Annotated in this window: 24 protein-coding genes; 17 read left to right on the top strand and 7 right to left on the bottom strand. The window is 74.3% G+C overall.

Annotation, left to right across the window (positions count from 1 at the left end; translation table 11 throughout):
• Positions 1-490: 490 nt before the first annotated feature.
• Positions 491-1,855 carry an alpha/beta fold hydrolase gene (locus ABD345_RS33875; protein ID WP_344557882.1) on the top strand — a complete coding sequence of 455 codons (1,365 nt, stop codon included), beginning with the start codon at positions 491-493 and terminating at the stop codon, positions 1,853-1,855.
• A gap of 179 nt (positions 1,856-2,034) precedes the next feature.
• Here ABD345_RS33875 and ABD345_RS33880 read toward each other — a convergent pair whose 3' ends face one another.
• Positions 2,035-3,066, bottom strand: a complete 1,032-nt coding sequence (locus ABD345_RS33880; RefSeq protein ID WP_344557883.1) for a LacI family DNA-binding transcriptional regulator — start codon at positions 3,064-3,066, stop codon at positions 2,035-2,037.
• Between the two features lie 483 nt (positions 3,067-3,549).
• Here ABD345_RS33880 and ABD345_RS33885 point away from each other — a divergent pair, with 483 nt between their 5' ends.
• From ABD345_RS33885 to ABD345_RS33920, 8 genes are all read left to right on the top strand, one after another.
• Complete coding sequence (locus tag ABD345_RS33885) at positions 3,550-4,533, top strand: ABC transporter substrate-binding protein (protein ID WP_344557884.1); 984 nt, start codon at positions 3,550-3,552, stop codon at positions 4,531-4,533.
• 68 nt (positions 4,534-4,601) lie between these two features.
• The gene (locus ABD345_RS33890; protein WP_344557885.1) at positions 4,602-6,122 is read left to right on the top strand and encodes a sugar ABC transporter ATP-binding protein; all 1,521 of its coding nucleotides are present in this window, start codon (positions 4,602-4,604) and stop codon (positions 6,120-6,122) included.
• A 73-nt stretch (positions 6,123-6,195) separates the two neighbouring features.
• Positions 6,196-7,278 carry an ABC transporter permease gene (locus tag ABD345_RS33895; RefSeq protein WP_344557886.1) on the top strand — a complete coding sequence of 361 codons (1,083 nt, stop codon included), beginning with the start codon at positions 6,196-6,198 and terminating at the stop codon, positions 7,276-7,278.
• A complete protein-coding gene (gene yjfF / locus ABD345_RS33900) occupies positions 7,275-8,246 on the top strand; it encodes a galactofuranose ABC transporter, permease protein YjfF (protein WP_344557887.1) in 972 nt (323 codons plus the stop codon). Before ABD345_RS33895 ends, yjfF begins: the two co-directional genes overlap by 4 nt.
• 237 nt (positions 8,247-8,483) lie before the next feature.
• The gene (locus ABD345_RS33905) at positions 8,484-10,187 is read left to right on the top strand and encodes a ribulokinase (RefSeq protein WP_344557922.1); all 1,704 of its coding nucleotides are present in this window, start codon (positions 8,484-8,486) and stop codon (positions 10,185-10,187) included.
• Between the two features lie 6 nt (positions 10,188-10,193).
• Positions 10,194-10,865, top strand: coding sequence for an L-ribulose-5-phosphate 4-epimerase (locus tag ABD345_RS33910; protein WP_344557889.1), 672 nt, complete (start codon positions 10,194-10,196; stop codon positions 10,863-10,865).
• A gap of 13 nt (positions 10,866-10,878) precedes the next feature.
• Positions 10,879-12,384, top strand: a complete 1,506-nt coding sequence (gene araA / locus ABD345_RS33915) for an L-arabinose isomerase (protein WP_344557890.1) — start codon at positions 10,879-10,881, stop codon at positions 12,382-12,384.
• A gap of 130 nt (positions 12,385-12,514) precedes the next feature.
• Positions 12,515-13,600 (top strand): aldose epimerase family protein, encoded by a 1,086-nt coding sequence (locus ABD345_RS33920; RefSeq protein ID WP_344557891.1) that lies wholly within the window; start codon positions 12,515-12,517, stop codon positions 13,598-13,600.
• A 21-nt stretch (positions 13,601-13,621) separates the two neighbouring features.
• Here the strand turns inward: ABD345_RS33920 and ABD345_RS33925 are convergent, their stop codons facing one another.
• Both ABD345_RS33925 and ABD345_RS33930 read right to left on the bottom strand, forming a co-directional pair.
• A complete protein-coding gene (locus ABD345_RS33925; protein ID WP_344557892.1) occupies positions 13,622-14,410 on the bottom strand; it encodes a hypothetical protein in 789 nt (262 codons plus the stop codon).
• Positions 14,411-14,576: 166 nt separating this feature from the next.
• A complete protein-coding gene (locus tag ABD345_RS33930; protein WP_380276063.1) occupies positions 14,577-15,374 on the bottom strand; it encodes a methyltransferase domain-containing protein in 798 nt (265 codons plus the stop codon).
• Between the two features lie 136 nt (positions 15,375-15,510).
• Between ABD345_RS33930 and ABD345_RS33935 the strand changes: the two genes are divergently transcribed.
• Together ABD345_RS33935 and ABD345_RS33940 are read left to right on the top strand one after the other, a co-directional pair.
• Positions 15,511-16,185, top strand: a complete 675-nt coding sequence (locus ABD345_RS33935; RefSeq protein ID WP_344557894.1) for a biliverdin-producing heme oxygenase — start codon at positions 15,511-15,513, stop codon at positions 16,183-16,185.
• 91 nt (positions 16,186-16,276) lie between these two features.
• On the top strand, positions 16,277-16,576 hold the full coding sequence (locus ABD345_RS33940; protein WP_344557895.1) for a hypothetical protein: 300 nt from the start codon (positions 16,277-16,279) through the stop codon (positions 16,574-16,576).
• A gap of 72 nt (positions 16,577-16,648) precedes the next feature.
• Here the strand turns inward: ABD345_RS33940 and ABD345_RS33945 are convergent, their stop codons facing one another.
• Positions 16,649-17,125 carry a MarR family winged helix-turn-helix transcriptional regulator gene (locus ABD345_RS33945; RefSeq protein ID WP_344557896.1) on the bottom strand — a complete coding sequence of 159 codons (477 nt, stop codon included), beginning with the start codon at positions 17,123-17,125 and terminating at the stop codon, positions 16,649-16,651.
• A gap of 43 nt (positions 17,126-17,168) precedes the next feature.
• Between ABD345_RS33945 and ABD345_RS33950 the strand changes: the two genes are divergently transcribed.
• The gene (locus ABD345_RS33950; RefSeq protein WP_344557897.1) at positions 17,169-18,095 is read left to right on the top strand and encodes an alpha/beta hydrolase; all 927 of its coding nucleotides are present in this window, start codon (positions 17,169-17,171) and stop codon (positions 18,093-18,095) included.
• A gap of 72 nt (positions 18,096-18,167) precedes the next feature.
• Here ABD345_RS33950 and ABD345_RS33955 read toward each other — a convergent pair whose 3' ends face one another.
• Together ABD345_RS33955 and ABD345_RS33960 are read right to left on the bottom strand one after the other, a co-directional pair.
• Complete coding sequence (locus ABD345_RS33955) at positions 18,168-19,778, bottom strand: HtaA domain-containing protein (RefSeq protein WP_344557898.1); 1,611 nt, start codon at positions 19,776-19,778, stop codon at positions 18,168-18,170.
• A 229-nt stretch (positions 19,779-20,007) separates the two neighbouring features.
• The gene (locus ABD345_RS33960) at positions 20,008-21,480 is read right to left on the bottom strand and encodes an HtaA domain-containing protein (RefSeq protein WP_344557900.1); all 1,473 of its coding nucleotides are present in this window, start codon (positions 21,478-21,480) and stop codon (positions 20,008-20,010) included.
• Positions 21,481-21,651: 171 nt separating this feature from the next.
• Here ABD345_RS33960 and ABD345_RS33965 point away from each other — a divergent pair, with 171 nt between their 5' ends.
• From ABD345_RS33965 to ABD345_RS33985, 5 genes are all read left to right on the top strand, one after another.
• Positions 21,652-22,680, top strand: a complete 1,029-nt coding sequence (locus ABD345_RS33965) for a heme/hemin ABC transporter substrate-binding protein (RefSeq protein ID WP_344557902.1) — start codon at positions 21,652-21,654, stop codon at positions 22,678-22,680.
• A complete protein-coding gene (locus ABD345_RS33970) occupies positions 22,677-23,777 on the top strand; it encodes a FecCD family ABC transporter permease (RefSeq protein ID WP_344557904.1) in 1,101 nt (366 codons plus the stop codon). Before ABD345_RS33965 ends, ABD345_RS33970 begins: the two co-directional genes overlap by 4 nt.
• A complete protein-coding gene (locus ABD345_RS33975; RefSeq protein WP_344557905.1) occupies positions 23,774-24,559 on the top strand; it encodes a heme ABC transporter ATP-binding protein in 786 nt (261 codons plus the stop codon). Before ABD345_RS33970 ends, ABD345_RS33975 begins: the two co-directional genes overlap by 4 nt.
• A gap of 171 nt (positions 24,560-24,730) precedes the next feature.
• On the top strand, positions 24,731-24,874 hold the full coding sequence (locus ABD345_RS33980) for a hypothetical protein (RefSeq protein WP_344557906.1): 144 nt from the start codon (positions 24,731-24,733) through the stop codon (positions 24,872-24,874).
• A gap of 91 nt (positions 24,875-24,965) precedes the next feature.
• On the top strand, positions 24,966-25,448 hold the full coding sequence (locus ABD345_RS33985; protein ID WP_344557907.1) for a DUF6882 domain-containing protein: 483 nt from the start codon (positions 24,966-24,968) through the stop codon (positions 25,446-25,448).
• Positions 25,449-25,458: 10 nt separating this feature from the next.
• Here ABD345_RS33985 and ABD345_RS33990 read toward each other — a convergent pair whose 3' ends face one another.
• A complete protein-coding gene (locus ABD345_RS33990) occupies positions 25,459-26,004 on the bottom strand; it encodes a CGNR zinc finger domain-containing protein (protein ID WP_344557908.1) in 546 nt (181 codons plus the stop codon).
• Positions 26,005-26,088: the final 84 nt, after the last annotated feature.

The raw sequence follows: 26,088 nt of genomic DNA on the forward strand, positions 1-26,088 counted from the left end.
CCCGGCAGTTGACGGTCACCAGCCTCCGGCGGCCGACCACCGGTCGGGGAGCAGCCCCGGGTAGTCGGGAGAGCTCGGCGGTCGGGGAGCAGGCCCGGCAGTTGACGGTCACCAGCCTCCGGCGGCCGACCACCGGTCGGGGAGCAGCCCCGGGTAGTCGGGAGAGCTCGGCGGTCGGGGAGCAGGCCCGACAGTTGACCGTCACCAGCCTCCGGCGGCCGGTGACCACCGACCACCAGCTCCGGTGGCCGAGAACCAGCTCCGGCGGCCGGTGACCACCGACCACCGGCTCCGGCGGCCGGGAAGCAGTCCCGGTAGCAACGACCAGCGCGCCGACGGCGAGCCGCGAGGCCGTCGGCGCGCTCCGCCGCCCGGCTGCCGCCCTCCAAGGGGTGGCAGCCGGGGACCCCCCTTGACGCGCGGTAAGAGAACGGCCCCGTCCCCGCGGCGCGCCCGCGCCGCCGACCCACCCACCGTGTTGGAGCCCCTGATGACCCGATCGCCCCGCCGGGCGCTGGCCGCCCTGTGCGCCGCCACCGCGCTCGCCCTCACCGCCCCGCTCGCCGCCACCACCCCGGCCGCCGCCGCCACCGCCACCGCCTCCACCCACTACAGCGGCACCCTGGCGGACGGCGCGACCTGGATCGCCGACAAGCCCGCCCGGTGGAACGGCGTCCTGCTGCTGTTCAGCCACGGCTTCGGCGCGCTCACCGCCGCCAACGCCCCCTCCGACGCCGTCAAGGACCGGCTGCTCGCCGAGGGCTACGCCCTGGCCGGCTCCTCCTACGACCCGAACGGGTCGGCCTGGGCCCTGCGCTCCGCCGAGCGGGACCAGTTCGCCACCGTCACCGCGTTCGGCGACACCGCCGGCCGGCCCGCCCACGTCGTCTCCGTCGGGCTCTCGATGGGCGGCCTGGTCAACGCCCAGATCGCCCGCGACGGCGCCGGGCGCATCGACGGCGCGCTGAACCTGTGCGGGCTCGTCGCCGGCGGCGTCGACCTGGAGGACTACCAGCTCGACGCCGAGTACGCCCTGGCCTGGTTCTTCGACCGCGCCGACCTGCCGAACCTGGTCGACCTGTCCGACCCGGACGCCGCCTCCGCGCTGGCCAACCGGCTCTCCACCGCCGTCGACGCCGCCCAGCGGACCCCCGCCGGACGGGCCAGGATCTCCCTCGCCGCCGCCTACCTCAACCAGTCGGCCTGGGCCCCGGGCCAGACCCCGCCCGCCCCCACCGACTACGCCGACCAGGAGTACCAGCAGTACCAGTGGCTCCAGCAGGGCCTGCTGTACTTCATCGTCCCCGGTCGCTACGCCGTCGAGCAGTCCGCCGGCGGCAACCCCTCCTCCACCAAGGGCGTGGACTACACCGCCCTGCTCGACAAGTCCTGGCACGCCGACGAGGTCCGCGCCCTGTACGCCGCGGCGGGCCTCGACCCGAAGGCGGACACCGCCGCGCTCACCGCGCACGCCGACATCACCGGCTCCGCCGCCGCCCGGGCGAACCTGACCGCCAGCTCCACCGTCACCTCGCTCGACGTCCCGATGCTCTCCCTCCACACCACCTCCGACCAGCTCGTGCCGGTCGAGCAGGAGAACGCCTACGCGGCGCGGATCCGGGCCGCGGGCGACAACAGCCTGCTGCGGCAGGCGTTCGTCGCCCGGCAGGGGCACTGCAACTTCACCACCGCCGAGATCGTGGCCGGCCTGCACGCCCTGGAGCAGCGCCTGGTCACCGGCTCCTGGAGCAACGCCGCCACTCCCGAGTCCCTCCAGGAGCGCGCCACCGCGCTCCACCTGGACGGCGCCGCCTTCGTCGACTGGAAGCCCTCCCGGCTGAGCGGCGTGCGCTGAGCCCGCCCCGCAGCGCCGACGGCCGGGCCCGGAGAACCGGGCCCGGCCGTCGGCGTGCCCGCGGGCCGGCGCGGGCGCCGGAGGAACGTGAGCGCTGACTGACCTGCTCGCACCCCGGCGCCCGGAGCCCGTCCGGGGGCGCGGCGGCCCCGGGTCGGCCCGCCGCGGCTCCCCGCCGGTCAGCCGCGGCGGGCCGGACCGGTGCTGCGGCGCAGGACCAGCTCGGGGGCGATCTGCACCCGGGTGACCGGGTGCCCGGTGCCGCCGAGTTCGGCCACCAGCAGTTCCAGGGCGCGGCGGCCGAGTTCGCCGAAGTCCTGCCGGACGGTGGTGAGCGGCGGGATGAAGTAGGCGGCCTCGGGGATGTCGTCGAAGCCGACCACGCTGAGGTCGCCGGGCACCGGGCGGCCGGTCTCGTGCAGGGCGCGCAGCAGCCCGAGGGCCATGTGGTCGTTGGCGCAGAAGACGGCGGTGACGTCGTCCAGCCGGGAGATCCGCTGCCCCGCCTCGTAGCCGGAGCGGGCGCTCCAGTCGCCGACCACCACGGCCGGCACCCGGGCGCCGGCGGCGGCCAGGGCCAGGCGCCAGCCCTCCTGGCGGTCCTGGCTCTCCAGCCAGCCGGGCGGGCCCGCCAGGTGGTGGACGGTGCGGTGGCCGAGGTCGAGCAGCTGCCGGGTGGCGGCCTCCGCGCCGGAGCGGTTGTCGACGGTGACGGTCGGGATGCTGGAGCGGGCGCCGGAGCCGACCGCCACCACCGGCACCGAGCTGGAGAGCTTGGCGACGGCGCTGACCGCCGAGGTCTGCGGCGCGACCACCACGACCCCCTCGACGCCCTGGTCGCGCAGCCGGTCCACGGCCTCCTGGACGGAGCGGCTGTCCAGGGCGCGCAGGCTGGCGACGCTGACGAAGTACCCGGCGCTGCGGGCCGCGCGCTCGATGCCGTCCAGCATCGAGGCGGGCCCGTACAGGGTGGATTCGAAGCTGACCACGCCGAGGGTCTGCGAGCGGCGGGTGACCAGGGCGCGGGCCGCCGAGTTGGGCCGGTAGTCGAGTTCGCGGATGGCGGCGAGCACCCGGTCCCGGGTTCCGGGGCGGACGTGCGGGGCGCCGTTGAGGACGCGTGACACCGTCTGGTGGGAGACCCCGGCCAGTTTCGCGACGTCCGCCATCACGGGCTGCCGGGCCTCCGGGCCGGCCGTTTCGGTCCCCAACGTTCCACTCCTCACCGACCGCGAAGGCGGGCCGGGCGCGGCCGGTCCGCCCCGTGCGGTGCGGGGGGAGCGGTGCTGACGTCACGCGCCGGTGCCCCGGAATCGTACCCGGTGTTTCTGTTAGCGCTCACAACACGGTGGAAATCCGGCCGTCGGAGCGTGCGGCGCCCCGACCTGCGGAAAGGGGCGCGCGGTCGCTCCGACGTGGTGCGAGGGGTGGTCAAGATTGGGTAACGGGCGGTGACTTGGGTTGTCGGCTTCGAATGTGAGCGCTAACAATCTCCCTCAAGCGAAACGGCGCCGCCACACCGCGTTCACCCGGACGAGACGGAGCGCCTTCCCCTGCCGCGCCCCGGTCCGGTCGTCTCGCCCTCCGTACGTCCCCGCACGCCCCGTACGTCCCCGTACGTCCCTGCACCCCCCCGTGAGCGCCGGGCGGCCCCGCCGTCCGTGCGATCGACGATCCCGAGAGGAACTTCCCCCATGTCCAAGAGAGCTGCGGCGGCCCTGGTCGCCGGCGCGATGGTCGCCGTCCTCACCGCCTGTGGTTCCGGTGGCGGTTCGGGCTCCGCCGACAAGGGTTCCGGCCACAAGCTCACCATCGGCTTCTCCCAGGTCGGTGCCGAGAGCGGCTGGCGCACCGCCAACACCAAGTCGATCCAGGACGCGGCGAAGAAGGCCGGTGTCACCCTCAAGTTCTCCGACGCGCAGCAGAAGCAGGAGAACCAGATCAAGGCGATCCGCTCGTTCATCCAGCAGAAGGTCGACGTGATCGCCTTCTCGCCGGTGGTCGAGTCGGGCTGGGACACCGTCCTCAAGGAGGCCAAGGCGGCGCACATCCCGGTCATCCTGACCGACCGCGCGGTCGACTCCAAGGACGAGTCGCTGTACGTCTCCTTCCTCGGCTCCGACTTCGTCGAGGAGGGCAAGAAGGCCGGCGACTGGCTGGTCAAGGAGTACGCGGCCACCAGCGGCGAGGTGAACATCGTCCAGCTGGAGGGCACCACCGGCTCCGCGCCCGCCAACGACCGCAAGTCCGGCTTCGCGGACGCCATCAAGGGCGAGCCGAAGTTCAAGGTGGTGGCCTCGCAGACCGGCGACTTCACCCGCGCCAAGGGCAAGGAGGTCATGCAGGCCTTCCTGAAGTCCCAGCCGAAGATCGACGTGCTGTACGCGCACAACGACGACATGGCGCTCGGTGCGATCCAGGCGATCGAGGAGGCCGGCAAGAAGCCCGGCACCGACATCAAGATCGTCTCCGTGGACGGCGTCAAGGACGCCTTCACCGCGATGAGCCAGGGCAAGATCAACTACGACGTCGAGTGCAACCCGCTGCTCGGCGACCAGCTGATGGAACTGGCCAAGAAGGTCAAGGCCGGCGAGACCGTCGAGCGCCGGATCAAGACCGAGGAGAGCACCTTCACCCCCGAGCAGGCCACCGCGGCCCTGCCCAACCGCCAGTACTGACCCACCCCGTCCGGAGGGGGCCGCCGCGCGGCGGCCCCCCGCCCGGAAGACACGAGAGGAGAACCGGGGTGCGGCAGCAACCGGTCCTGGAAGTCCGGGGGATCCGCAAGGAGTTCCCCGGGGTGGTGGCGCTGGACGGGGTCGACTTCCGGCTCTACCCCGGCGAGGTGCACGCCCTGATGGGGGAGAACGGCGCCGGGAAGTCCACCCTGATCAAGGTGCTCACCGGCGTCTACCAGTCGGACGGCGGCGAGGTCGAACTGGCCGGCGAACCGGTGCGGATCGCCGGACCGCTGCAGGCCCAGCAGGCCGGCATCAGCACGGTCTACCAGGAGGTCAACCTCTGCCCGAACCTGTCGGTCGCGGAGAACGTCTTCATCGGACGCGAACCCCGCCGGTTCGGCCTGATCGACTGGGCGGCGATGCGCCGCCGGGCCACCGAACTCGTCCGCGGGATCGACCTCGACATCGACGTCAGCGCCCCGCTGAACAGCTACTCCATCGCCGTCCAGCAGCTGGTGGCGATCGTCCGCGCGGTCGACGTCTCCGCCAAGGTCCTGATCCTGGACGAACCGACCTCCAGCCTGGACCGCGACGAGGTCCGCCAGCTCTTCACCGTCATGCGGCGGCTGCGCGACCAGGGCGTGGCGATCCTGTTCGTCTCGCACTTCCTCGACCAGGTCTACGAGATCTGCGACCGGATGACCGTGCTGCGCAACGGCCGCCTGGAGGGCGAGTACCTCACCAGCGAGCTCGACCAGGTCGCCCTGGTCTCCCGGATGATCGGCGCCGAACTCGCCGGCCTCGACCAGCTCGGCGGCGGCAAGCGGCGCGAACGCACCGCCCGCACCGGCAAGGCGTTCCTGCAGGCCGACCGGCTGACCCGGCGCGGCGCCGTCGAACCGTACGACCTCGACATCCGCCCCGGCGAGGTGATCGGCCTGGCCGGACTGCTCGGCTCCGGACGCACCGAGGCCGCCCGGCTGCTGTTCGGCGCCGACCAGAGCGACGGCGGCACGCTGCGGATCGAGGGCGCCGTCACCACGCTGCGCAGCCCCCGGGACGCCATCGCCCGCGGCATCGCGTTCTGCTCGGAGAACCGCAAGACCGAGGGCCTGGTCGGCGAACTGACCGTCCGCGAGAACATCGTGCTGGCCCTGCAGGCCGCCCGCGGCTGGACCCGCCCGCTCTCCCGCACCGCCCAGGACGCCTACGCGCTGAAGTGGATCCGCGCCCTGGACATCCGTCCCGGCAACCCCGAGGCGCTGGTGCGCAACCTCAGCGGCGGCAACCAGCAGAAGGTGCTGCTCGCCCGCTGGCTGATCACCGACCCGAAGCTGCTGATCCTCGACGAGCCCACCCGCGGCATCGACATCGGCGCCAAGGCCGAGATCCAGAAGCTGGTGGCGAACCTCGCCGAGGACGGCATGGCGGTGCTGTTCATCTCCGCCGAACTGGAGGAGGTGCTGCGGCTCAGCCACCGGGTCGGCGTGCTGCGCGACCACCGGATGGTCGCCCAGCTCGACAACGACGGCGAGCTCACCCCGGAGCGCGTCATGGCCACCATCGCGAGCGGAGCGCACCAATGAGCGAGCGGAGCGAGCGAATCATGGACAAGCGCGTGTGGGCGAATGCCTGCGCCGAGCGCAGCGAGGTGGGCGCATGAGTACGGCAACGACGGCGAGCACGGTGAAGGCGGTGACCCGGTCCCGGCTGTTCTGGCCGGCCGCGGTGCTGGCCGTGCTCCTGGTCGCCAACCTCGCCTTCACCCCCGACTTCTTCGCCGTCCGCCTCCAGGGCGGCCACCTGTACGGCTCCCTGATCGACATCCTGCACTTCGGCGCCCCGCTGATCCTGGTCTCCCTCGGCATGACCCTGGTGATCGCCACCGGCGGCATCGACCTCTCGGTCGGCTCCACCGTCGCCATCTCCGGCGCCCTGGCCTGCCTGCACATCAGCGAGTCCACCGACCCGGGCAGCCTCGCCACCGTGCTGACCGCCGTCGGCATCGCCCTGGGCACCGCACTGGTGCTCGGCGTCGTCAACGGCCTGCTGGTGGCCAGGGTCGGCGTCCAGCCGATCATCGCCACCCTGATCCTGATGGTCGCCGGCCGCGGCGTGGCCCAGCTGATCACCGACGGCCAGATCATCACCGTCACCAGCGACCCGTACAAGATGATCGGCGGCGGCTACTGGCTCACCATGCCGTTCGCGATCCTGCTCAGCGCCCTGGTGGTGCTGGCGACCGTGCTGCTGACCCGCTCCACCGCGCTCGGCCTGCTGCTGGAGTCCGTCGGCGGCAACCCGGTCGCCAGCCGGCTGGTCGGCATCCGGGCGATGCGCCTGGTCGCCCTGGTCTACGTGTTCAGCGCGCTGTGCGCGGCGCTGGCGGGCCTGATGGTCTCCTCCAACGTCTCGGCGGCCGACGGCAACAACGCCGGACTGTGGATCGAACTCGACGCCATCCTCGCGGTCGTGCTCGGCGGGACGTCCCTCAACGGCGGACGGTTCTCCATCGGCGGCACCGTCCTGGGCGCGCTCATCATCCAGACCCTCTCCACCACCGTCTACACCATCGGCATCCCGCCCGAGACCACCCTGGTCTTCAAGGCGTTCGTGGTGATCGCGGTCTGCCTGATCCAGTCGCCCGCCTTCCGCGCCAAGCTCGCCGCCCGCGCCGCCCGCACCCGGCGCACCACCCGGCCGCACCCCGCGGCCCCCACCAACCGGGAGGTCGGCGCATGAACGCCCACGCCCTGCTGACCCGCCTGCGCGGACAGATCCCGCTGCTGGTCACCGCGGTCCTGCTGGTGTCGATGTTCAGCGTCGGCTCGGTCCAGTACGAGGGCTTCTTCTCCGGCCAGGTCGTGCTCAACCTGCTGATCGACAACGCCTTCCTGCTGGTCGTCGCGGTCGGCATGACCTTCGTCGTGCTCACCGGCGGCATCGACCTGTCGGTCGGCGCGGTGGTGGCGCTGTCCACCATGGTCTCCGCCTGGCTGGTCGAACAGCACGGCTGGCCGCCGCTGCTGGTGATCCCGCTGGTCCTGCTGATGGGCACCGCCGGCGGCTGGCTGATGGGCTGGATCATCCACGTCTTCGAGATCCAGCCGTTCATCGTCACCCTGGCCGGCATGTTCCTGGCCCGCGGCCTGTGCTACACCATCAGCGTCGAGTCGATCTCCATCACCGACCCGCAGTACACCGCGATGGCGCAGACCCGGATCCCGCTCGGCGACCTGTTCGTCTCGCCCAGCGCGCTGATCGCCCTGCTGCTGGTCGCCGCCGGATTCGTCGTCCTGCACTACACCCGGTTCGGCCGCAACGTGTACGCGCTCGGCGGCAGCGAGCAGTCCGCGCTGCTGATGGGCCTGCCCGTGCAGCGCACCAAGACCGGCGTCTACGCGATCAGCGGCTTCTGCTCCGCGCTCGGCGGCGTCCTGCTCACCTTCTACATGCTCTCCGGCTACGGCCTGCACGCGGTGGGCCTGGAACTCGACGCGATCGCCGCCGTCGTCATCGGCGGCACCCTGCTCACCGGCGGCTCCGGCTACCTGCTGGGCACCCTGCTCGGCGTGCTGGTGCTCGGCCTGATCCAGACCGTGATCAGCTTCCAGGGCACCCTCAGCTCCTGGTGGACCCGGATCGTCATCGGCGCCCTGCTGTTCGTCTTCATCGTCCTGCAGCGCCTGATCACCGCCCGCCGGCGCTGACCACCGGGCCCCGCCCCCGCGCCGCGGGGCCCACGGGCAGCACGCCCACCCCCCGACCCCGCCGGGCCGCCAGGCCCCCCGCTTCCCTGCCGGGCGGCCCGCGCGGATCCCGTCCGAGCCCTCCCAACAGGCGACGACGGGACCCCGGCCGCCGGCCCGCAACGGCGCGGAACCCGCCGGCGGCCGCCGAGTCCACCCGCCACGCCCCCACCCCACGCCAAGGAAGAGACAGTGAGCTTGACTCCCCACCACGACCGGGCGAACGAGCCGGAGAGCTACGTCGTCGGTATCGATTTCGGCACCCTGTCGGGGCGCGCGGTGGTGGTCCGGGTACGGGACGGCGAGGAGCTCGGCAGCGCCGTGCACGCCTACCCGCACGCCGTGATCGAGGACCGCCTGCCCGGCACCGGCCGCCGACTGCCCCCCGACTGGGCGCTCCAGCACCCCGAGGACTGGCGCGAGGTGCTGCGCGCCGCGGTACCCGCCGCACTGGCGGCCTCCGGCGTCGACCCGGCCGCCGTGATCGGCATCGCCACCGACTTCACCGCCTGCACCGTGCTGCCGGCCCTGGCCGACGGCACCCCGCTGGCCGAGCTGCCCGAGTGGGCCGGACGCCCGCACGCCTGGCCCAAGCTGTGGAAGCACCACGCCGCCCAGGGCCAGGCCGACCGGATCAACGCGCTGGCGCACGCCCGCGGCGAGAAGTGGATCCACCGCTACGGCGGGAAGATCTCCGCCGAGTGGCAGTACGCCAAGGCGCTGCAGGTGCTGGAGGAGGACGCCGAGGTCTACGCGGCGTGCGAGCGCTGGATCGAGGCCGCCGACTGGATCGTCTGGCAGCTGACCGGCGCCGAGTCCCGCAACACCTGCACCGCCGGGTACAAGGGGGTCTTCCAGGACGGCGGCTACCCGTCCGAGGAGTACCTGGCCGCCCTGCACCCCGGCTTCGCGGACTTCGCCCGCACCAAGCTGGAGCACCCCGCCGGCCTGGCCCCGCTCGGCTCCCGGGTCGGCTCGCTGACCGCCGAAGCCGCCGCCTGGACCGGCCTGCCGGAGGGCATCGCGGTCGCCGCCGGGAACGTCGACGCGCACGTCGCCGCCCCCGCCGCGCAGGCCGTCGACAACGGCAAGCTGCTGGCGATCATGGGCACCTCCACCTGCCACGTCGTCAACGGCCCCGCCCTCGCCGACGTCCCCGGGATCTGCGGCGTCGTCGACGGCGGCATCGCCGAGGGCGCCTGGGGCTACGAGGCCGGACAGTCCGCGGTCGGCGACATCTTCGCCTGGTGGCTGCGCCAGGGCCTGCCCGCCGACTACCTCGCCGAGGCCGAGGCCAACGGCGAGGACGCCCACCAACTGCTCACCCGCAAGGCCGCCGCCCAACGCGTCGGCGCCCACGGCCTGGTGGCGCTCGACTGGATGAACGGCAACCGCTCCACCCTGGTCGACCACCACCTCTCCGGCGTCATCGCCGGACTCACCCTCGCCACCACCCCCGAGGACGTCTACCGCGCCCTGCTGGAGGCCACCGCCTACGGCACCCGCACCATCGTCGAGGCCCTGGAGAACGGTGGCGTCCCCGTCACCGAGTTCGTCGTCACCGGCGGCCTGAAGAAGAACGCCCTGCTGATGCAGATCTACGCCGACGTGCTGCGCCGCCCGGTCTCGCTCGCCGTCTCCGAACAGGGCCCGGCGCTGGGCTCGGCGATCCACGCGGCGGTGGCCGCGGGGGCGTACCCGGACGTGCGGGCCGCCGCCGCCGCGATGGGCCGCGTCGAGCGCCACGCCCACCTGCCCGACGAGGCCCGCGCCGACGCCTACGACGCCCTCTACGCCGAGTACCGGCTGCTGCACGAGCACTTCGGCACCGGAGACGACCTGCTGCTGCACCGCCTGCGCGCCATCCGCAACACCGCCCTCAGCCACGACACCGAGGACTGACACCCCATGAGCGACACCATCGACCTGCTGCGCCGCCAAGTCGCCGACCTGCACCAGGAACTGGTCCGCTACGGCCTGGTCGTCTGGACCGCCGGCAACGTCTCCGCCCGCGTCCCCGGCGAGGACCTGCTGGTCATCAAGCCCAGCGGCGTCTCCTACGACGAACTGACGCCCGAGAACATGATCCTGTGCGACCTGCACGGCAACGTCGTCGAGGGCGAGCACGCGCCCTCGTCCGACACCGCCGCGCACGCCTACGTCTACCGCCACCGCCCCGACGTCGGCGGCGTGGTGCACACCCACTCCACCTACGCCAGCGCCTGGGCCGCCCGCGGCGAGCCGGTGCCGTGCGTGCTGACCGCGATGGCCGACGAGTTCGGCGCCGAGATCCCGATCGGCCCGTTCGCGCTGATCGGCGACGACTCGATCGGCCGCGGCATCGTCGAGACCCTCGACGGCCACCGCTCGCCCGCCGTCCTGATGAAGAGCCACGGCGTCTTCACCATCGGCAAGGACGCCCGCGCCGCCGTCAAGGCCGCCGTGATGTGCGAGGACGTCGCCCGCACCGTGCACGTCTCCCGCCAGCTCGGCGAGCCGCTGCCGATCGCGCAGGCCGACATCGACCGCCTCAACTTCCGCTACCAGAACGTCTACGGCCAGCGCCCCGCGGCCCAGTGAAGGAGTACCACCAGTGACCGAGGTTTTCACCGGACGCGAGATCTGGTTCCTCACCGGGAGCCAGGGCCTCTACGGCCCCGAGACGCTGCAGCAGGTCGCCGAGCAGTCCCAGCAGGTCATCAACCAGCTCGCCCGCACCGGCCTGCCCGTCCGCCTGATCTGGAAGCCCGTCCTCACCGACGCCGACGCGATCCGCCGGGTCTGCCTGGAGGCCAACGCCGACGACGCCTGCGTCGGCCTGATCGCCTGGATGCACACCTTCTCGCCCGCCAAGATGTGGATCGCCGGCCTCGACGCGCTGCGCAAGCCGCTGCTGCACCTGCACACCCAGGCCAACCGCGACCTGCCCTGGGCCACCATCGACATGGACTTCATGAACCTGAACCAGGCCGCCCACGGCGACCGCGAGTTCGGCTACATCCAGTCCCGCCTCGGCGTCGCCCGCAAGACCGTCGCCGGCCACGTCAGCGACCCCGCCGTGGCCCGCCGGATCGCCACCTGGTCCCGCGCCGCCGCCAGCCGCGCCGACCTCGGCACCCTCAAGCTGGCCCGCTTCGGCGACAACATGCGCGACGTCGCCGTCACCGAGGGCGACAAGGTCGAGGCCCAACTGCGCTTCGGCGTCTCCGTCAACACCTACGGCGTCAACGACCTGGTCGCCGCCGTCGACGCCACCGCCGACGCCGACGTCACCGCCCTGGTCAAGGAGTACGAGGAGACCTACCGCCTCGCCCCCGAACTGCGGGCCGGCGGCGAACGGCACGAATCGCTGCGCTACGCCGCCCGGATCGAACTCGGCCTGCGCGGCTTCCTCACCGCCGGCGGCTTCGGCGCCTTCACCACCAACTTCGAGGACCTCGGCGGCCTGCGCCAGCTCCCCGGCCTGGCCGTGCAGCGCCTGATGGCCGACGGCTACGGCTTCGGCGGCGAGGGCGACTGGAAGACCTCCGTCCTGCTGCGCACCCTCAAGACCGCCGCCACCGGCCTGGACGGCGGCACCTCCTTCATGGAGGACTACACCTACCACCTGGAGCCCGGACGGGAGTTGATCCTCGGCGCGCACATGCTGGAGGTCTGCCCGACCATCGCCGCCGCCACCCCGTCCTGCGAGATCCACCCGCTCGGCATCGGCGGCCGCGAGGACCCCGTCCGGCTGGTCTTCGACGCCGCCCCCGGCCCCGCCGTCGTCGTCGGCCTCGCCGACCTCGGCGAGCGCTTCCGGCTGGTCGCCAACGAGATCGACGTCGTCGACCCCGCCGAACCGCTGCCCAACCTGCCCGTCGCCCGCGCCGTCTGGCAGCCCAAGCCGAACCTGCGCACCTCCACCGAGGCGTGGCTCACCGCCGGAGCACCCCACCACACCGTGCTCACCAGCGCCCTGGACACCGAGCACCTCGACGACCTCGCCGAGATGCTCGCCACCGAACTCGTCGTCATCGACGCCGACACCACGATGCGCGGCTTCACCCGCGAACTGCGCTGGAACCAGGCATACCACCGCCTCTCCCAGCGGCTCTGAGCCACCCGGCACCCAGGAGGGACGACGCCCGCACGCGGGCGTCGTCCCCCTTCCCCGTCCGTCCTCCCCTTCCCCCTCCCGCCCTGTCCTTCCCCGTCCCTCCGCCCGCCCCCGCCGAACGGAGCCTCCCGTGCCGCCCGGAGCACCCGCCCGACTCAGGATCACCCAGACCGAGACCGCCACCCTCCCCGACGGCCGGTGGATCACCCGCTGGACGTTCGGCGCCCCCGGCGGCGTCACGGCGGAGGTGCTCAGCCTCGGCGCCCGCCTCGAAGCCCTCCACGCCCCCGACCGGGACGGCCACCGCGCCAACGTCGTCCTCGGCGGCGCCCACGTCGCGGACCTGCTCGGCGACGCCGCCTACTTCGGCGCCACCGTCGGCCGCTACGCCAACCGCGTCGCCCGCGGCCGGCTGCCCCTCGACGGCACCGTCCACCACCTCGCCACCCAGCCCACCGGCCACACCCTGCACGGCGGCCCCGACGGCTACGCCACCCGCCTGTGGGAGGGCGAAGCCGTCCGGGAGGAACACCGGGTCGGCGTCCGCCTGCGCCTGCACAGCCCCGACGGCGACCAGGGCTTCCCCGGCGCGCTCACCGCCGAAGTCGGCTACCTGCTCGACGCCCACGGCGAACTGACCATCGAGTACCGGGCCACCACCGACGCGCCCACCGTCGTCAACCTCACCAACCACGCCTACTTCAACCTCGCCGGCGAGGGCAACGGCACCGTCCTCGACCACCGGCTGCGGGTCGACGCCTCCGGCTACCTCCCCGTCGACGACGACCTGATCCCGCTCGGCCCGGTCGCACCCGTCGACGCCACCCCCTTCGACCTCCGCGACCCCCACCCGCTCGCCGACCGCTTCGCCCTGCACCACCCGCAACTCGGCCCGGCCGGCGCCGGCTACGACCACACCTGGGTCCTGGACGGCACCGGCCTGCGCACCGCCGCCGTCCTCACCGACCCGGCCAGCGGCCGCCGCCTGGAGTGCCGCACCACCGAACCCGGCCTCCAGGTCTACACCGGCAACCTCTTCGACGGCTCGGTCACCGGCCGCTCCGGCCGCCCCTACCGCGCGCACGCGGGCATCGCCCTGGAGACCCAGCACTTCCCCGACTCCCCGAACCGCCCCGACTACCCCTCCACCGTCCTGCGCCCGGGGGAGGAGTACCGCTCCACCACGGTCTACCGCCTCGGCACCACGGCGGGCTAGCCTCCGGGGCGGCGTGCGGGCTCAGGAGTTCCACCAGGCCGGGCGGACCCGCAGCGACTCCTCCTTGACGCACGCCGACCCGTTGACGACCTCCCGGGCGTGCAGGTCCCAGCCGACCACGCCGTTGCCCTCGCGGCGCAGTTCGATCAGCCGGGACTGCCCGGTGTGCGCCCCCGCCGCCACCTCGCAGCGCAGCACGGTGTCCCAGGCCAGCCCGTCCAGCGCGGCGGCGAACGCCGTCAGCGGCAGCAGCACGACGGTCAGCAGCAGCGCCGCCCACTGCTCGGCCGCCACCAGCCGCAGCCGCCAGGGGGCGAGCGCGGCCGCGTCCGGGCGCCCGTGCGGGTGGGGGCGGCGGCCCGCCCGGTACTCCTGGACCAGTCCGTTGCGCAGCGCCAGCGCGACCAGCGCCACCGCCAGCCCCCACCGGAACCCGTAGAACACCCAGCACAGCACGCCCATCGCCAGCGGGTTCACCAGCGTCAGCGCCACCGTCCGGGCCAGCGCGCCCGCCGAGTGCCCGCGCGGGACGGCGCCGCGCGCCGCGAACAGCGCGAACACCACCCGGGAGGTGACCACCGCCACCAGCGAACCCAGCAGCGGACGGGTCGTCACCATGCCGACCAGCACCTCGCCGAGGTTCGGCACGCCCATGGTGCTGACCACCTCGCGGGTGTGCGCGCCGCCGCCGACCGTCCAGGCGACCTTCACCAGCGGCACCGCCGCGAGCAGCGCCAGCAGCACGGTGTGCCCCGGCCCGCCCTTGCGGTCCGACTCGGTGCGCCCGTCCGCCCTCTCCTGTGCCGCCACCGCGACCGCCTCCCGTCGCTCGTCGTCCCGGGCCGTTCCCGGGCCGTCCCCGGGCGGGATGCATAGCCGGTCCGGGGGGTCCCGTCCCGTCCGGTCACCGGTGCGGGTGACGGGTTGCGCCGGGTGCGCGGGCGGCCGGGGGCCGGGGGCCGGGGGCGGGGGGTGCTCAGCGGGCGGCGGGCTTGCGGGCCTCGAACAGGGTGCGGGACATGGTGGAGGTGAACGGGCCCGCGCGGCCGATCAGTTCGTGCAGTTCGCGCAGCCGCTCGCGGTACTGCCCGACCGAGAAGCCGGGCACCGTCCAGACCACCTTGCGCAGGAACCAGACCACCGCGCCGACGTCGGAGAACTCCAGCCGCAGCCGCTCGTTGCGGCAGCCCACCACCTCCAGGCCCGCCGCCCGGGCCCGCGCGGCCTCCACCTCGTGCTCGCGGTCGGTGGGCACCGGGAACGGCCCGAGGAAGAACGCGCTCAGCTCGACGTTGGTGCGCCCGCCCACGTGCTGCGCGAAGTACGTGCCGCCGGGGGCCAGCACCCGGGCGATCTCCGGGAAGTCGACCCGCGCCGGGTGACGGCTGGTCACCAGGTCGAACGCGCCGTCCGCGAACGGCAGCGGCGCGTCCTCCGGGACGGCCACCAGCACGGCGCCCAGCGGGTGCAGCAGCCGCGTCGCCCGGGCGGCGTTCGGCGCCCAGCCCTCGGTCGCCACCAGGGTGCGCGGGAAGTTCGCCGCCCCCGCGCCCGCCAGCACCTCGCCGCCGCCGGTCTGCACGTCCAGTGCCGCGCCGGCCGCCGCGAGCCGCTCGCCCAGCAGTCGCTGGTAGCCCCAGGAGGGGCGCTGCTCGGTGGCCCGGCCGGCCAGCCAGGAGAAGTCCCAGCCGTCGACGGGGGCGGCGGCGGCCTCGTCGACCAGTTCGTCGAAGGAGCGGCCCGGGTGCTGCGTCGATCGGTCCATGGCGAGCATCCAAGCACGTCGGAGCCGGTGGGGCGGGGGATTTAACGGCTCGTGGAATCTTCCCGACAAGGCGTCGGCAACGGCTTGACTTAGGTGAGCCTCACCTAAATAATCAGGGGGATTCGATCTTTGGAGGCCCTTCCCGATGTCCAGCCCCGACCAGCGGCCCGCCGCCTTCTCCACCCTGCTCCGCACCGCCAGCGCCGAGGAGCACGAGGCGGCGGAGCACTCCTCCTTCATGAGTGACCTGCTCGGCGGGAAGCTCGGCGTCCAGGCGTACACCGACCTCACCGGCCAGCTCTGGTACGTCTACCGCGCGCTGGAGGCCCACCTGGACACCCTCGCCGCGGATCCCGTCGCCGGCCCGCTGGTCGACCGCGCCCTGCTGCGCACCGCCGCGATCGAGCGCGACCTCGACCACCTGGCCGGCCCCGACTGGCGCGACACCCTCGCCCCGCTGCCCGCCACCGAGGCGATCGCCGCCCGGATCGGGGAGCTCGCCGAGACCTGGCCGGCCGGCTACCTGGCCCACCACTACACCCGCTACCTCGGCGACCTGTCGGGCGGTCAGATCATCCGCGGCGTCGCCGAGCGCACCTGGGGCTTCGAGCGCAAGGGCGACGGCGTCCGGTTCTACGTCTTCGAGGAGATCGACAACCCCGCCGCGTTCAAGCGCGACTACCGGGCCAAGCTGGACGCCGCGGGCGAGCTGATGGACGAGGTCGAGCGCCGCCGGGTCGCCGAGGAGTGCAAGCGCGCCTTCGTCCTCAACGGCGCGATATTCGGCGAGCTCGGCGACCGGTACCCGCTGAGCGCCTGAGCGACCGCCCGGCCGGGCGGGAGTGGGGGCCGGGTGGAGCAGGGGCGGGGCGGGTGACGGGGCGGCCGTGCGCTCGGGCATCATCGTCCGCATGAGCGACACGCACGACGACCAGCTGGCCACCCTCTGGCAGGGTTTCCTGGACCTGCCCTTCCCGCAGAGCTGCTACCGGCGTGCCCCCGCCGGTGAGGACCTGGTGCTGCTCGACAGCCACCTCGCCGGCTGCGTGTCCGCCGCCCTGACCGGGCCGCTGGACCAGCGTCGCAGAGCGGCCCTGCGCACCGGCATAGCGACCGTCCACCGGATCCTGCCCGAACTCGCCGACGACCCGGAGGCCGCCGACTACTTCACCCGGCTGCGCGAACTGGCCGTGCTGGCGGGCGAACGCTGAGCGCCGCGCGCCGCCGCCCGTCCTGACGAGTCTCGGCCCGTCCTGGCGTGCCGCCGCCCGTCCTGACGGGACTCAGCCGGTGGGCGTGCCGATCCGGTCGCGTTCGAGCGCGGAGCGCAGCTCCGCGAGGAACCCGAGGACGGCCGGGCCCGCCGCGCCGTCGAGCGACTCGCCGAGCAGTGCGGCGAGTTCGCGGGTGAACGTCTCCTCCGCCGCGTCGACGAGCCGCGAGCCGTCGTCGGTCAGGGCCAGCAGGGAGGAGCGGCGGTCGGAGGGGTTGGGCTGCCGGGCGGCCCACCCCTCCCGCTCCAGGCGGTCGATCCCCTTGCTGGTCGCCCCGACGCCGACGGCGAACTCGGCGGCGAGGTCCGCCACCCGGCAGCCGGGGTGGTCGCGCAGGTAGCGCAGGAACTCGAACTGCGAGGTGACGATCCCGTGCCGCTCGCGGAGGCGGTCGTTGAGGGCGTTGTACAGACGCGTCTCGCACCGGACCAGGTCCGCGAAGAAGCCGGAGGGGTCGGCCGTCCCACTGCTCGATTTAGATGCCACGGCATATAGTGTAGCGGCATCCAATCGTGGCAGGAGTGCACCCATGAGCAAGGAACAGCGCGCCCGGATCGACGCGATGATGCGGCAGCCCCGGCCCGCGGGCCCCCGGACGGTCGCCGAACTGCGGGCCGGATTCGAGGCGCTGATGGCCCGGATGGCCGTGCCCGACACCGTCCGCACCACCCGGACCGCGCTCGGCGGCCGGCCCGCCCTGCGCGTCGAGCCGGACGGCGGGCCCCGCCGCGCCGGGACGATCCTGTACTTCCACGGCGGCGGCTTCGTGTTCGGCTCCCCCGAGACCGCGCTCTGCCTGACCGGACACCTGGTGGCCGGGACCGGCTTCGAGGCGTACTCGCCGGACTACCGGCTGGCCCCCGAGCACCCGTACCCGGCCGCGATCGAGGACACCCTGCGCGCCTACCGCGAACTCCTCGACCGCGGCACCGACCCCGCGGCCGTCGCGTTCGCCGGCGACTCCGCCGGCGGCGGCCTCGCCGTCACCACCTGCCTCGCCGCCCGGGACGCGGGACTCCCGCTGCCCGCCGCCGTCGTGGCGTTCTCCCCGGGCCTCGACGCCACCCGCACGGGCCCGAGCATGGACAGCAAGGAGGGCGTCGACCCGATCTTCACCCGCGCGGCCGTCGAACACACCGGGGCCATGTACCTCGCCGGGGCCGACCCCCGCCACCCGCTGCTCAGCCCGGCCGTGCTGGCCGACCTGACCGGCTTCCCCCCGCTGCTGATCCAGGTCGGCACCAACGAGATCCTGCTGGACGACTCCACCCGCCTCGCCGAACGCGCGCGGGCGGCCGGGGTGGACGTCATCCTGGACGTCACCGCCGACGTGCCGCACGTGTTCCAGGCGTTCGCGGGCCTCCTGGACGAGGCGGACGAGGCGCTGGACCGGGCGGCCCTCTTCCTCACCCAGCGGATCCGCGCCCGGGCCGCGGCGAACGCGCCGGCGCGGTAGGCCGGCCCCCGCCGCCACGCGGGCCGGGCCCGCACGGAAGCTCCGTGCGGGCCCGGTTCGCGCTCGGCCGCCTCACTCGGCAGCGGTGCCGCCGGAGGAACGGCGGCGCGCCAGGACGGTGGTCGCCCCGCCGATCAGCAGCAGCCCGGCGGCCGTCGCCAGGATCGGGGCGGTGCCGGTGCCGCCGCCGGTGTAGGCGAGTTCACCGCCGTCGGCGCCGGAGGTGGTGAGGGTGGCGCCACCGGTCGTGCCGCCGGTGTCGGTGCCCGCGCCCGTGCCGGTGCCGGTGCCGGTGGAGGGGGCGGTGGACGGGGTGGTGGGCGGCAGGGTGGCGGAGCGGTCGAAGGAGAGCACCGCGGTCACCGGGGCCAGCGCCTTGCCCTCCTTGTACTGCCCGAACACCGGCTCGCCCTCCGCCGTCAGCGTCGCCGGGACCTGGCGCAGCGTCACCACGCCGTCGACCGGGGTGAAGTCGGCCTTCGACAGGTCCAGCTCGGCGATCCGGACCCCGGTCAGCACGACCGGCTCCCCGCCGGAGAGGGACTTGGCGGTCACGTCCGCCACCAGGTACGCCCCGGAGGCGTCCACCCGGATGCCCAGCTTCGACAGCGCGGTGTCCAGCTGGTACTGCCCGTCGGCCCCCCGGTGGCCCAGGAAGCGCACCGAACCGGCGAAGTCCGCCGACAGCGCGTGGGTGTCCGTCCGGTAGCTGCCGCTGCCCGAACCGAACCCGAAGCCGGCCGCGCCGCCGCCGAACTCCACCTTGCCCGCGGCGATCGGTCCCGTCACGTAGGCCAGGAAGTCCTCCTGCACCTTCCACTCCAACCGGCCGTCCACGACCGCCAGTTCGTTGCCCGCCGGGGTGGAGGCGGACGCGGAGGACGAGGGCGAGGGCGAGGGCTCGGGCGACGGCCCGGCCGAGGGGGAGGCGGAGGAGGAGGGGCCGGTGGACGGCTCGGTGGAGGGCGCGGCGCTCGGCTCGATGGACGGCTCCACCGAGGGCTCGGTGCTCGGCTCGGTGGACGGCTCGGCCGGGGTGGAGGGCGACGGGGACGGGGCGGGGGTCTGCTTGAGGACGATCGACAGCGGGTCCAGGGCGGTGCCGGCCGGGTAGAACCCGGCGAACGCCTTGGCGCCCTCCGCGGTCAGGGCGGCCGCGGTGGCCCCGCCGTTGGTGGTGTCGCGGGCCACGGTGAAGGTGGCCAGCGGGACGTCCTCGCGGACGGTCGGGGCGGCCGCGCCGACGGTCTCCTTCGAAGAGGTGTCCGCGATGAGGGTGCCGGTGGTGCCCTCGGTGCTGATCCGCAGGTCGCTGAACGCGACGTCCAGCGCGCCGTCGTGGGCGAGGAAGCGCACCCCGCCGTCGAACGTGGCGTTCAGCCTGTGGGTCGTGGTGTCGTAGCCCGCGGAAGCCAGGTTGAAGTGGTACGAGCCGTCCTGGTTGACGGTGGCGCCACCGGTCGCGGTGGCGCTGCCGCCACCGATCGGGCCGGTCACGTAGCTGCGGAACTTCGCCAGGACGCCCCAGTCCAGCGAACCGGTGTCGTAGCTGACGGTGGTGGGGGCACCGGCGCCGAAGGCGAGGGAGGGCAGGCCGAAGGCGGTCAGACCGAGACCCGCGGTCGCGGCGGCGAGAGCGGCCAGCCGGGTGCGGTTGCGGTGGCGGGCGGGGGTGCGGGACATGGGTGTGGCTCCGGGGGATCGTGACGGGTATTCAGGCAGTCGGGTATTCAGGGGCTCGGGGAACGGCGAGGCCGTGGCTGCTGGCGGTTCACTGCCGTTGCGTGCGGGGGCTTCGGGTTCTGTTTCAGGCACGCAGCAGCACGGACACTTCGATGGGATCCGGCCACCAGCAGCACGGACTCGCCGTTCCCCGAGCCCCTGGCGGGGCTCTCTGGCGGGGCTCGCTGCGTCAGGGGCGCTTGCGGCGGCGGACGACGAAGGCGGTGGCCGCTGCCGCCGCGGCGGTGAGGGCCAGGGCGAGGGCGGGGAGCAGGGCGGCGGAGGGGGAGGAGGAGTCGGCGGTTGCGGTGGGGGTGGTGGTGACCGGGGTGGCGCCGAGGTCGGGGAGCGGGGGGATCGTCGCGGTGGGGGTGAGCGGGAGGCTGACGGTGAGCGGGTCCATCTCGGTGCCGGCGGGGTAGAGGCCGCCGAAGGCGCCCGCGCCGGCGGAGGTGAGAGTGAGGGGGAGGTCGGTGGCGGTGAGGAGGTCGTTCTCGGTCTTCAGCGCGTTCGCGTCGAAGGTGGCGATCTCGACGGGGGCCGGGGTGCGGGTGGCGCCGTCGGGGGTGCGTCCGGAGACGTCGAAGGTGAGGCGGCCCTCGGCGCCGGTGGCGGTGAGCCGGGGGTTGGCGAGGGTGAGGTCGAGGCCGTCGGTGTCGCCCTCGCGCAGGCCGGTGAAGCGGACGGTGCCGGTGAAGGAGGCGTCGAGGGTGCGGGCGGCCGGGTCCCAGCTGCCGCGGGCGGACGTCCAGCGGAAGAAGGCCCCGCCGTCGGCCGCGCCGCCGTCGAGCTGCCAACCGCCCCGGGCGATCGAGCCGGTGACGTAGTCGCGGAAGGTGCGGCGCACGCCCCAGTCGAGGGCGCCCCGGTCGAGGGCGGTGGCGGTGGCGGAGGCAGAGGGCGCGGCGGTCGTCCCGGACGGTTCGGCGGCGGGGGCCGTCGACGGGGTCGCGGACGGGGTGGGCGTCGCGGACGGGGTGGGTGTCGGGGACGGGGTGGCGGCCGGGGTCTTGAGGGTGACCGAGAAGGTGAGCGGGTCGAGCGCCGTCCCGGCGGTGTAGAAGCCGCCGAAGGCGTTCGCGCCGGCCGCCGTCAGCGTCGCGGGGACGTTGCTGAGGGTGAGGGTGCCGGTGGCGTTCTTCAGCGAGACGCCCGCGAGCGAGAGGTCGGCCAGCCGGGCCTGGCCGGTGCTGGAGGTCTGGCCGCTCTCCCGGGACTTGGAGCTGACGTCCGCGTACAGGGCGGCGCCGCCGCCCGCGGTGGCCTTGACGGTGAGGTGGGAGATCGCGAGGTCGAGCGCGTTGCCGCCGTTCTCCTGGTGGCCGGTGAACCGGACGCCGCCCTGGAAGGCGGCGGAGAGCGCGCCGGTGGACGGGTCGTAGCTGCCGGTCGCGGAGTGGAAGCGGAAGACCGAGCCGCCGACGGTGGCCGCGCCGCCGGTGAGGGCCCACTTGCCGTTGGCTATCGGGCCGGTGACGTAGCTGAGGAAGGACTGCTTGAGGCCCCAGTCGAGGCGTCCGCCGGAGACGGCCGGGTCGGCCGCGGCGGCCCGGCCGGGCAGCCAGGCGAGGGCGAGCAGCAGGGCGAGCGGCAGCACGAGCGCGGTGCGCAGCCGTCCGGCCGGGCGGCGGGGTGGTACGGGGGGCCGTCCGGGGACGGGCATGGCGGATCACTCCTCGGCGGAGGGGAAATGGGCAGGTGGCAGGGGGTGCGGAGGGAAGGACCCCCCTGTCGAACTGAGGTAAGGCTAACCTAATATATGGGTCAAGTGTTCCGTTCACGACCCCCCGGGTCGGCCTCGACGGGACGTCAACGCACCGAGAAAGGCCCGAGGTTGACCCGCACCCTCCGCGACCGGACCAGAACCGCTCCCGCCGTCCTGCTCGCCGTCCTCGGACTCCTGCTCGGCGCCGCCGCCTGTGCCACCGGCCAGGCCGCCACCACCGACCCCAAGGCCCCCGCCACCGCCGCCGCCGACCCCGACCGGATCGAGGCGCTGCCCGACACCCCCACCCCCCGACTGCCCGTCACCGTGCCCTCCGCGGACGGCCGACAGGTCACCGTCAGCAGCGCCGAGCGGATCATCCCGCTCAACGGCAGCCTCGCCGAACTGGTCTTCAGCCTCGGCCTCGGCGAGCACGCGGTCGCCCGGGACGTCTCCACCACCTTCGAACAGGCCGCGAAGCTCCCCGTCATCACCCAGGCCCACGAGGTCTCCGCCGAGGGCGTGCTCTCCCTGCACCCCACCGTGGTGCTCGCCGACCGCAGCACCGGGCCGGCCGAGGCCGTCGAACAGATCCGGGCCGCCGGCGTCCCGCTGATCGTCCTGGACGACGCCAAGCAGCTGTCCGACATCGGCCCCCGGATCGACGCCGTCGCCGCCGCCCTCGGCGTCCCCGAGGCCGGGGAGCAGCTCAAGGAGCGCACCGAGCGCCGGATCGCCGAGGTGCGGGCGCAGCTCCCGGCCGCCGGGGCCGCCCGCCCCAAGGTGGCGTTCCTGTACCTGCGCGGCAGCGCCTCGGTCTTCCTGCTCGGCGGCCCCGACTCCGGCGCCCCCTCGCTGATCGAGGCCGCCGGCGGCGAGGACGCGGGCACCGCCGCCCACCTCACCGGCGACTTCACCCCGCTCACCAGCGAGGCCCTGGTCAAGGCCGCCCCCGACGCGATCCTGGTGATGAGCAAGGGCCTGGAGTCGGTCGGCGGCGTCGACGGCCTGCTCAAGCTCCCCGGCGTCGCCCAGACTCCCGCCGGACTCGACCGCCGGATCATCTCGATCGACGACGGCCGCCTGCTCTCCTACGGCCCGCGCACCCCCCAGGTGCTCCGCGAGATCGCCGACCAACTGCACCGGGACGCCAAGTGACCACTCCCACTCCGCCCCAGACCGCCACCCCGCCCCGGACTCCCACTCCGCCCCGGGCGGACGGGCCCGCCCGCGACAAGCGCCCGCTGCTGCTGGCCGGACTCTGCGCGGCCCTGCTCGGCTTCGCGCTGCTCGCCGCCGGTACCGGCGCCTACGCCATCCCGCTGGGCGACATCCTCGCCTCGCTCGCCCACCGCGCCCACCTCGGCGGCCACGCCCTGGACCGCGTCCCCGAATCGGTGCTGTGGAACGTCCGGCTGCCCCGGGTCGTGCTCGCCCTGCTGGTCGGCGCCGCACTCGGCTGCGCCGGGGCGCTGATGCAGGGCGTGTTCGGCAACCCGCTGGCCGAACCCGCCGTGATCGGCGTCTCCTCCGGCGGCGCGGTCGGCGCCGTCGCCTGCATCGTGCTCGGCCTGGACGCCCTCGGCTCGTGGACCGTCACCGCCGCCGCGTTCGCCGCCGGACTGCTCACCGTCGGCGTCGTCTACGCCGTGTCGCGCAGCGGCGGCCGCACCGAGGTGGTCACCCTGCTGCTCACCGGCGTCGCCGTCAACGCGTTCTGCGGCGCCCTGATCGGCCTGCTGCTGTTCACCGCCGACACCGCCGCGATCAGCCAGGTCACCTTCTGGCAGCTCGGCTCGCTCTCCCAGGCCAGTTGGGCCAAGGTGCTCGCCGTCCTCCCGTTCGCCGCCCTCGGCCTGGCCGTCGCCCCCCGCTACGCCCGCCGCCTCGACCTGCTCGCGCTCGGCGAACGCCCCGCCCGGCACCTGGGCGTGGACGTCGAACGGATGCGGATCGTGCTGATCACCGTCGTCGCGCTGCTCACCGCCGCCGCCGTCGCGGTCAGCGGCATCATCGGCTTCGTCGGCCTGGTCGTCCCGCACCTGCTGCGGATGCTCGCCGGGCCCGGCCACCGCTTCCTGCTGCCCGCCTCCGCCGTCGGCGGCGCGCTCGTCCTGGTCGCCGGCGACCTCGCCGCCCGCACCCTGGCCGCCCCCGCCGAACTCCCGCTCGGCGTCCTGACCGCACTCATCGGCAGCCCGTTCTTCTTCTGGCTGCTGCGCCGCACCCGACGCCGCCAGGGAGGCTGGGCATGACCGCACTGCTCGAAGCGGAGGGCATCGGCTTCGCCGCCGGGGGCCGCGCACTGCTGGCCGACGTCGACCTGGCCGTGCGCGCCGGGGAGATCCTCGCCCTGCTCGGCCCCAACGGCGCCGGCAAGTCCACCCTGCTGTCCGTGCTGGCCGGCGACCGGCGTCCGGCCCGCGGCGAGGTCCGGCTCGACGGCCGCCCGCTGGCCGGCCACAAGCCGCTCGAACTCGCCCGCCGCCGCGCCCTGCTGACCCAGACCCACGAGGTGTCCTTCCCGTTCCCCGCCGCCGAGGTGGTCCGGATGGGACGCGCCCCCTGGGCCGGCCGCTGCTCCGCCGCCGAGGACGAGGACGCCGTCACCGCCGCGATGGCCGCCACCGACTGCGCCCACCTCGCCCGGCGCCCGTTCACCGCGCTCTCCGGCGGCGAACGGGCCCGGGTCGCCCTCGCTCGGATCCTCGCCCAGGACACCGCGCTGCTGCTGCTCGACGAACCCACCGCCGCCCTCGACCTGCGCCACCAGGAACTCGTGTTGCGGATCGCCCGGGAACGTGCCGCCGCCGGGTGCGGCGTGGTCGTCGTCCTGCACGACCTCACGCTGGCCGCCGCGCACGCCGACCGGATCGCCCTGCTGGACGCCGGACGCACCGTCGCCGTCGGCCCCACCGGCGCCGTCCTGGACGCCGACCTGCTCACCCGGGTCTACCGCCACCCCGTCGAGGTCCTGGCGCACCCGCGCGGGGGCGCGCCGATCGTGCTGCCCGAGCGCCCCCGCGAAGCAGATTGACGGATCGTCGGCCCGGGAAGACCTCCGAACGGTGGACGACCGAACGGGCGGGATCCGGGCCGGGTCGCGGTCCGGGCGGGTGACCCGGGCGATCCGAGCACATGACCGAGCCGGGCACGGGTAACCGCACCAGCAGGAACCGGACCACACCGGACACCCGGAGGCACCACGATGACCCTCACCATGGCCCTGCTGCTCACCCCCCTCGTCGTCGCCGCGGCCGTCACCGCGACCCGGGCCCCGGCCCGCCGCGGCCGGCACCGCGCGACCGCCGCGCCCGAGCGGCCCGCCGTCGGGACCCGCGCCGGGCGCTGAAGCGGTCGGCCCCGGACGCGGCACCCCCGGAACCCGCTGCCACCTGCGTGGATGGGAGGATCGCGGCGCCCGTTCCGGATGAGGAGGACCAGTGGAAGACCGCTCGGAGCACGACCACGCCGCCTGGGCGGAGCTCGTCGCGGCGGCCCGCGAACGCGCCCGGGCCCGGCAGGCTCTGCTGGCCGAGCGGCTCGCCCCGCCGGGCGACGTCCAGTACCGGTGGTCGATGGACGAGGCGCGGATCACCTGGTCGCGCGGCGGGACGGCCTTCCTGACCGGTCGGCTCACCATGATCGGCAGCGTCAGCCTCCCCCGGCAGACCTGGCTGTGGGCCTGGGCGAACGACTCGCTCCCGCCCGCCGTCCTCGGCGACATCGAGCGGGTCCGCCACTACGGCGAGCGGCACGGCCACCCCGTGCTGCCCTGGCCGGGGTTCGACCACCACCCCGAACTCGTCGCCGAGGCCCGGCTGGTCGCGGCCGCCGTCCTGGACGCCGACGCGCTGTGGGCGGAGCACGGGGAGGACACCCAGCTGCACTTCCTGATCCACGACCTGACGCCCGTCGCCGGCTGACGGCCCGGGGTCAGGCCGGCCGGCCGCGCCGGCGGCGGTGGGCGGCCACCCGGGTGCGGGAGGCGCAGGTGGGGGAGCAGTAGCGGCGCGGGCTGCCGGGGCCGGTGTGCAGGTGGAGGGTGCGGCAGTCGGTGGCCGCGCACTCGGCCCAGGGCGGGCGGCCGTGCTCGGTCAGCAGGTGGGCCAGGGCCAGCGCGCCCGACGCCAGGAACCACTCGCCCCAGCCGGCGTCCTCGCGGTCCGCGTGCAGGTGCCAGGGGTGGCCGCCGTGCCGGGACAGCCGGGGCGCGACCGCGTGCTCGGCCAGGACCGCGTTCAGGGCGGCCGCCGCCAGGTCCGGATCCGGCTCGGCGAGCAGGTCGGCCATCCGCCGGGCGGCGTCCCGCAGTTCGCGCAGGTCGGCGGCGGAGAACGCGTCCGGCGCCAGCTCCTCCGGACGCTCGCCGTGGCGCACCAGCAGGGCCGCCGCCACCTCGCGGGGCAGTTCGGGGTGGGCGCGGACGGCGTTCGCCAGATCGATCACGCGCTGGGCGGTGCGGAAGCCGCGGGTGCTCATGCAGGTGCCTTCCTGGAGCCGGTGCCGGCGGGTGGGGGGGGCTTGCGTCCCGGCCGGGTAACGCCTTTTGATGGTAAGCCGTTA

The sequence above is a fragment of the Kitasatospora saccharophila genome (assembly GCF_039529925.1).
GTDB classification, from domain to species: domain Bacteria; phylum Actinomycetota; class Actinomycetes; order Streptomycetales; family Streptomycetaceae; genus Kitasatospora; species Kitasatospora saccharophila.

Coding starts and splice junctions, on each gene's coding strand:
- ABD345_RS33950 (WP_344557897.1), top strand. CDS start 17,169: ATGAGCAAGGAACAGCGCGCCCGGATCGACGCGATGATGCGGCAGCCC.
- ABD345_RS33895 (WP_344557886.1), top strand. CDS start 6,196: ATGAGTACGGCAACGACGGCGAGCACGGTGAAGGCGGTGACCCGGTCC.
- ABD345_RS33875 (WP_344557882.1), top strand. CDS start 491: ATGACCCGATCGCCCCGCCGGGCGCTGGCCGCCCTGTGCGCCGCCACC.
- ABD345_RS33940 (WP_344557895.1), top strand. CDS start 16,277: ATGAGCGACACGCACGACGACCAGCTGGCCACCCTCTGGCAGGGTTTC.
- ABD345_RS33975 (WP_344557905.1), top strand. CDS start 23,774: ATGACCGCACTGCTCGAAGCGGAGGGCATCGGCTTCGCCGCCGGGGGC.
- yjfF (WP_344557887.1), top strand. CDS start 7,275: ATGAACGCCCACGCCCTGCTGACCCGCCTGCGCGGACAGATCCCGCTG.
- ABD345_RS33930 (WP_380276063.1), bottom strand. CDS start 15,374: ATGCTCGCCATGGACCGATCGACGCAGCACCCGGGCCGCTCCTTCGAC.
- ABD345_RS33885 (WP_344557884.1), top strand. CDS start 3,550: ATGTCCAAGAGAGCTGCGGCGGCCCTGGTCGCCGGCGCGATGGTCGCC.
- ABD345_RS33980 (WP_344557906.1), top strand. CDS start 24,731: ATGACCCTCACCATGGCCCTGCTGCTCACCCCCCTCGTCGTCGCCGCG.
- ABD345_RS33960 (WP_344557900.1), bottom strand. CDS start 21,480: ATGCCCGTCCCCGGACGGCCCCCCGTACCACCCCGCCGCCCGGCCGGA.
- ABD345_RS33955 (WP_344557898.1), bottom strand. CDS start 19,778: ATGTCCCGCACCCCCGCCCGCCACCGCAACCGCACCCGGCTGGCCGCT.
- ABD345_RS33990 (WP_344557908.1), bottom strand. CDS start 26,004: ATGAGCACCCGCGGCTTCCGCACCGCCCAGCGCGTGATCGATCTGGCG.
- ABD345_RS33935 (WP_344557894.1), top strand. CDS start 15,511: ATGTCCAGCCCCGACCAGCGGCCCGCCGCCTTCTCCACCCTGCTCCGC.
- ABD345_RS33910 (WP_344557889.1), top strand. CDS start 10,194: ATGAGCGACACCATCGACCTGCTGCGCCGCCAAGTCGCCGACCTGCAC.